We start from the raw sequence: 6,349 nt of genomic DNA on the forward strand, positions 1-6,349 counted from the left end.
TGCACACACCCGCCGTTGAGCAAGCGCAGCGCGCAGGCCCAACAGGGCCGAAGGCGTCAGGGATCAAAGCCGGATGGCCGCGATTCGGCACGAAGCGCGGGGCGCAGCCCGCGAACCCGACGGCGGTACGCCGGGACGCAACATCCAAGTACCACATCGAACCCGCTCCACTACGCCGCAGCAAGTTGTCCCGATAGGTATTGAACTTCACCATGTCTCCATGCAGCAGAACCATGGAGTCCGAGGTGGAACAGCTATCGCAAGCCCCCAATACCGCCGGCACCGATGTCGGCCTCCCCTTGCCAGGCACGGATGCCTACGAGGCTTTGCCGCAATTTCCAACGCGCAGTGTCCTTCCCTTCCGTCGCACCATTCGCCGGCAGGAACTGCGGCAGATCGTTCCCCTCGCCGAAACGACGATCTACGAAATGGAGCGTCGCGGTGAGTTCCCACGTCGCTTCAACCTGACGCCACGCTGCGTGGTATGGGACTTGGCAGAAGTGGAAGCCTGGGTCGAAGAACGAAAGCAGGCTCCGCGCGCCGGCGTATCGAAACCGGATGTCCACTTACGAAAAACCCGCCCTGTCCGGGCGGGTTCGAGCGAGGCATAAGGCCAAGCAGCGGCGCTCATCCAATCAAAACCTCCAGTGCCTTGGATGTCGAGCGCGGCAATCGCTGCCCCTCCTTCGCCACGTTGACCTGCAAGGCCACTCGCGCCACCTCAAACACGTCTTTGGCCAGCGAGTAGCTGCCCTTGGCCTGCAACCACGCCAATACGTCCGCCAAATGCCAGATCGACGCGCTGCCTTCATGCACCGGCGCCGGAAAGCTGCCCGGATGCGCCAGCATCAGCTTGCGCATGTTCTGCCGCGACACGCCAACAATGTCGGCCACGTCAGTCAGACCCACCAGATCCGGCGCTACTTCGATCAATCGCGCGGTCGGCGCGGCGCCGCGCACATCGGCCAGCGCGCTACGCACGGCCTCGTCCGCATCCGCTGCCTCGCGGGTGAACTCTAGCGCCAACCGACCCGGCTGCCCAATGCCGATCAAGGCATCGTCGCAGCCGGCTTCGCCCAGGCGCTCCACCAGTGCATCCGTATCGCGGTCGTCGTCGGCGAGCTGGTATTTCAGGGTGAAGGTGTATTCCATCGCGCTACTCCTTGGCACCATCATCAGCGTCGCGCTGCGGCCGGTGCGTGATGCAGTTGTCCACGACGCGCCGCAAGGCGCGCGCGTGGTTGCCGGGATTTTTCGGCGTGCTCCATACGCTGGTGATGCAGAACTCGCCGCAGCGACATTCTTCATCGTTGTAAGGGCAATACATCCGCCCCCAAGCGTGGCTGCCGCCGACTTCGACGCGCCAGCCCTGCCCTTCGGCATGCCTGAGAGCTTCCTCGACATCTTTCTTCGGATGAGGGGAACGAGCCATCAATGATCTCCAGTATGGGGATGAGTTGCTTGGTTGTCAAGTGACAACCAAGCAACTGTTTCAGGCTATCGCGCTCAACGCCGGCACCACCACGTTCGCCGGTAACAGCTTCGGCACGTACGTCTGCCCACCGCCCCAGGCATCGACGAGGTTGGCCCACTCTTGCAGCATGTGGCGCCGCTGCTCGGCGTACTCGGCCTTGTTGTAAACCGAGCGCGAGGAACGCCCGTCCTCGTGCGCCAGGCACTTCTCGATCCAGTCTCGGTTGAAGCCGATTTCGTTCAACAGCGTCGAGCCGGTCCGGCGCAGGTCATGGACGGTGAAGGGTTGCAGCGGCAGTCCCTTGGTCTTTGCCGCCTCCACCACGAGCCCCGTGACGCGATTCAAAGTGGCGTTGGACATGCACCGCTCTGCGTCATAGCGAGACGGAAAAACGAACCTTGATCCCGCCGCGCAAGCGTGCAACGTCACGAAGATGTCGAGCGTCTGGCGCGATAGATAGACCATGTGCGGGTTGCGCCCCTTCATCCGCTGCTTAGGAATCGTCCAGGTCTTGCTCTCGAAATCGACCTCATCCCAGGTGGCGTGGATCAGTTCGCTCTTGCGTACCAGCGTCAGCAGGATCAAGCGCAGCGCCAGCTTGATGGTCGGATAGGTCGCCACCGATTCCATCTGCTGCATGAACAACCGGATCTCCAGCGGAGACAAGGCACGATCTTTCGGCACAAAGGTGGCGATCGAGGCCGCGCCCACGCTGTCGGCGGGGTTATCCACCTTCTCACCGTGGGCGATGGCGTAGATGTAGACCTGCTTCACGATGTCCCGAATCTGTACCGCCGTCGCCGGCGCCCCACGCTCCTTGACCTTGTTGCACAAGGCCCGCAGGTCTTCGGCCTGGATTTCGGTCAGCAGGCGATTCTGGAAGACCGGCAGGATGTCCCGGTCGATGATGTGCTTGCGCATGGCGCGGGTGCTGTCGGCCAGCCTTGCGTTGGCCAGCCACGTCTCCATCGCCGCGCCGAAGGTCTTGATGGCGACCACCCGGCGTTTCTCACGCTGCTTTTCCAGCGCGGGCGAGACACCCTTGAGAACGGCTTTGCGCGCGTCCAGCAGCAGTTCGCGCGCCATTGCCAGCGAGATGCCACCAGGGCCATAGCGTCCGAGGGTCAGTGTCTCGCGGCGGCCGTGGAGCCGGTAGTCGTAGCGGAACGTGATCGTTCCGCCAGGCGATACCGTCACGTACATCCCGTCTCGGTCAGAAGTCTTATAAATCTTGGACTTAGGCTTGAAATTACGTAGTGCGGCGTCGGTCAGCATCGAGGTTTCCTCCGGCATGTGACGGATTTACCGTCAGGTTTTACCGTCAGGGACCTGGAGACCTGCTGATGCCCGGAAAGCCCCATGAAACAAGCTTTCCCGAGAAGGCTTTTACCGTCAAAGACGGTAAAAGTCTGAATAGTGAACGAGAGTGTCTTAATCCGGCCTCGATTTTTACCGTCAGCTCTACCGTCAACTTTTTCTGCTGGCCGGCGATAGCTACCGATAGCTGTTGCGACGTATTTTCTTCTAAATCAACACGTTACGTCAGTTTTTCGATAGCTGGCGATAGTCCTCGAAGGACGTCAATTCACTCCCACTCGATCGTCGCCGGCGGCTTGCCGGAGATGTCGTAAACCACGCGCGAGACGCCACGCAATTCGTTGATGATGCGGTTGGAAACGCGGCCGAGGAAGTCGTACGGCAGGTGCGCCCAATGCGCGGTCATGAAGTCGATGGTCTCGACCGCACGCAGTGCGATCACCCACTCATAGGCACGTGCATCGCCCACCACACCCACAGACTTGACCGGCAGGAACACGGCGAAGGCCTGGCTGGTCTTGTCGTACAGATCGGCGGCACGCAGCTCTTCGATGAAGATCGCATCGGCCTTGCCCAGCAGCTCGGCGTACTCGCGCTTCACTTCGCCGAGGATGCGCACGCCCAGGCCCGGGCCCGGGAACGGATGCCGGTAAACCATGGTGCGCGGCAGGCCGAGCTCGACGCCGAGGCGACGCACTTCGTCCTTGAACAGCTCGCGCAGCGGCTCGACCAGCTTGAGCTTCATGTCTTCCGGCAGGCCGCCCACATTGTGGTGGCTCTTGATGACGTGGGCCTTGCCGGTCTTGCTGCCGGCCGACTCGATCACGTCCGGATAGATGGTGCCCTGCGCCAGCCACTTGGCATTGCTGAGCTTGTTCGACTCTTCGTCGAAAATCTCGACGAACAGGTTGCCGATGATCTTGCGCTTGGCTTCCGGATCGCTGACACCTTCCAGTGCCTTGAAGTAACGGTCGGCCGCATTCACGCGCACGACCTTGACGCCCATGTTCTCGGCCATCATCTGCATGACCTGGTCGCCCTCCTGGAAGCGCAGCAGGCCGGTGTCGACGAACACGCAGGTCAGCTGGGTGCCGATGGCCTTGTGCAGCAGCGCTGCGACCACCGAGGAATCAACGCCGCCGGACAGGCCCAGGATCACCTCATCGCTGCCAACCTGCTCACGCACGCGGGCGATCTGGTCGTCGATGATGTTGGCCGCGGTCCACAGCGTGGCGCAGCCGCAGATCTCGGTGACGAAGCGCTTCAGCAGCGCCGAGCCCTGCTTGGTGTGGGTCACTTCCGGATGGAACTGCACGCCGTACCAACGCTTGTCTTCGTTGGCCATCGCGGCCACCGGGATGCGGTCGGTCACGGCAGTGATGGCGAAGCCCGGCGGCACGTGGGTGACGTGGTCGCCGTGGCTCATCCACACGTCCAGGCGCGGCTCGCCGTTGTGGTCGGACAGGCCGCCCAGCAATGCGTCGTTGCCGAGCAGCTTCACTTCGGCATGGCCGAACTCGCGCTGGTCAGCGGCTTCGGTGCCGCCACCCAACTGCTTGGCCATGGTCTGCAGGCCGTAGCAGATGCCCAGCAGCGGCAGGCCGCTGTCGTACACTTCCTGCGGCGCAGCCGGCGCGCCAGGCAGCGTGGTGGTTTCCGGGCCGCCGGACAGGATGATGCCCTTGGCACCAAAGGCGGCGATCTCGGCCGGATCGTGGTCCCATGCCCAGATCTCGCAGTACACACCGAACTCGCGGATGCGGCGCGCGATCAGCTGCGTGTACTGTGCGCCGAAATCGAGGATGAGGATCTTGTCGTTATGGATGTTGGTCATGTGCGAGAAGTGAGTAGACAGGAGTGACAAGTGAGAAAATGCGGCAGCGCCGGCGCTATATAGAAGAAGAGGAGCTCGGAGCTTGTTCTTGCTCCTCACTCCTCTTCACTCACTCCCGCTTCAAGCGCGGTAGTTCGGCGGCTCTTTGGTGATCTGCACGTCGTGGACGTGGCTCTCACGTTGGCCGGCACCGCTGATCTTGACGAAGTTCGGCTTGGTGCGCATTTCTTCGATGGTGGCGCAGCCCACATAACCCATGGTCGCGCGCAGGCCACCGATGAGCTGGTGGATGATGCCGCCAACCGGACCGCGGTACGGCACGCGGCCTTCGATGCCTTCCGGCACCAGCTTGTCGGCGGTGGCGGCGTCCTGGAAGTAGCGGTCCTTGGAACCCTTCTCCATCGCAGCCAGCGAACCCATGCCACGGTAGCTCTTGTAGGAGCGGCCCTGGAACAATTCGGTTTCGCCCGGCGACTCTTCGGTACCTGCGAGCAGGCCACCGATCATCACCGTTGACGCGCCAGCGGCCAGCGCCTTGCCGATGTCGCCGGAGTAACGGATGCCACCGTCGGCGATCAGCGGAATGCGATCCTGCAGCGCTTCGGCAACCAGGTCGATCGCGGTGACCTGCGGCACGCCAACACCCGCGACAACGCGCGTGGTGCAGATCGAGCCGGGGCCGATGCCAACCTTGACCGCATCGGCGCCGCTGTCGAGCAGGGCCAGCGCGGCCTCGCCGGTGCAGATGTTGCCGCCGATGACCTGTACGTTCGGGAAGTTCTTCTTTACCCAGCGCACGCGATCCAGAACGCCCTGCGAATGGCCGTGCGCGGTGTCCACCACCAGCACGTCAACGCCGGCAGCAACCAGCGCTTCGACGCGGCGGTCGGTATCACCACCAACGCCAACCGCGGCGCCAACCAGCAGGCGCGTTGCGGCGTCCTTGGCAGCGTTGGGGTTGTCGGTCTTCTTCTGGATGTCCTTGACCGTGATCAGGCCGCGTAGTTCAAACGCGTCGTTGACCACCAGGACTTTTTCGATGCGGTTCTTGTGCAGCAGCGACAGGACTTCGTCCGAGGCCGCGCCTTCCTTCACCGTGACCAGGCGATCCTTCTTGGTCATGATGTGGCGAACCGGATCGTCCAGCTCGGTCTCGAAGCGCATGTCACGGTGGGTAACGATGCCGGCCAGCAGGCCGTCGCTGCCAACCACCGGCACGCCGGAGATGTTGTGCGCCTGGGTCAGGGCCAGCACGTCACGGATCGTGGTTTCCGGACCAACGGTGATCGGGTCGCGGATGACGCCGGATTCGAACTTCTTGACCTTCGCCACTTCGGCAGCTTGCTGCTCGACGGTCAGGTTCTTGTGCAGGATGCCGATGCCGCCGATCTGGGCCATGGCGATCGCCAGGCGGGCTTCAGTGACGGTATCCATGGCCGCCGAGACGATCGGCAACTTCAACCGCAGGTCGCGCGTCAGCCGCGTGCCGAGGTCAACGTCCTTAGGCAGAACGATGGAGTGAGCGGGGACGAGGGAAACGTCATCGTACGTTAGTGCTTCAGCCTGGATGCGCAGCATCGGCGTGCCCGGTAGATGTGGGGAAGCGCGACATTTTACCCTTATTTGCCCGCCGATGTCAGGGGGCAAGTGCGACGCAGTGTCGCGCTGGCGGGGAGGTGTTCAGGGACTGTCTCTTATACACATCTGACGCAGCCGACGACGGA

General features: G+C 62.7%; 6 protein-coding genes. 1 reads left to right on the forward strand and 5 read right to left on the reverse strand.

Annotation, left to right across the window (positions count from 1 at the left end):
- The first annotated feature begins 233 nt into the window (after positions 1-233).
- A complete protein-coding gene (locus tag AC1VXC_RS05410; protein ID WP_150359710.1) occupies positions 234-611 on the forward strand; it encodes a helix-turn-helix transcriptional regulator in 378 nt (125 codons plus the stop codon).
- A 16-nt stretch (positions 612-627) separates the two neighbouring features.
- Here the strand turns inward: AC1VXC_RS05410 and AC1VXC_RS05415 are convergent, their stop codons facing one another.
- The 5 genes from AC1VXC_RS05415 to guaB all read right to left on the reverse strand — a co-directional run bounded on the left by AC1VXC_RS05415 (position 628) and on the right by guaB (position 6,203).
- Positions 628-1,152 (reverse strand): helix-turn-helix transcriptional regulator, encoded by a 525-nt coding sequence (locus AC1VXC_RS05415; RefSeq protein ID WP_154352383.1) that lies wholly within the window; start codon positions 1,150-1,152, stop codon positions 628-630.
- 4 nt (positions 1,153-1,156) lie between these two features.
- Positions 1,157-1,432, reverse strand: a complete 276-nt coding sequence (locus tag AC1VXC_RS05420) for a hypothetical protein (RefSeq protein ID WP_150359708.1) — start codon at positions 1,430-1,432, stop codon at positions 1,157-1,159.
- Positions 1,433-1,492: 60 nt separating this feature from the next.
- A complete protein-coding gene (locus AC1VXC_RS05425) occupies positions 1,493-2,749 on the reverse strand; it encodes a tyrosine-type recombinase/integrase (RefSeq protein WP_150359707.1) in 1,257 nt (418 codons plus the stop codon).
- A gap of 310 nt (positions 2,750-3,059) precedes the next feature.
- Entirely contained in the window at positions 3,060-4,625 is a 1,566-nt protein-coding gene (gene guaA / locus AC1VXC_RS05430; protein WP_481539760.1) for a glutamine-hydrolyzing GMP synthase, read from the reverse strand.
- A gap of 120 nt (positions 4,626-4,745) precedes the next feature.
- Complete coding sequence (gene guaB / locus AC1VXC_RS05435; RefSeq protein WP_313171672.1) at positions 4,746-6,203, reverse strand: IMP dehydrogenase; 1,458 nt, start codon at positions 6,201-6,203, stop codon at positions 4,746-4,748.
- Between the last annotated feature and the right edge of the window lie 146 nt (positions 6,204-6,349).

It is taken from the genome of Stenotrophomonas sp. STEN033 (assembly GCF_056856655.1).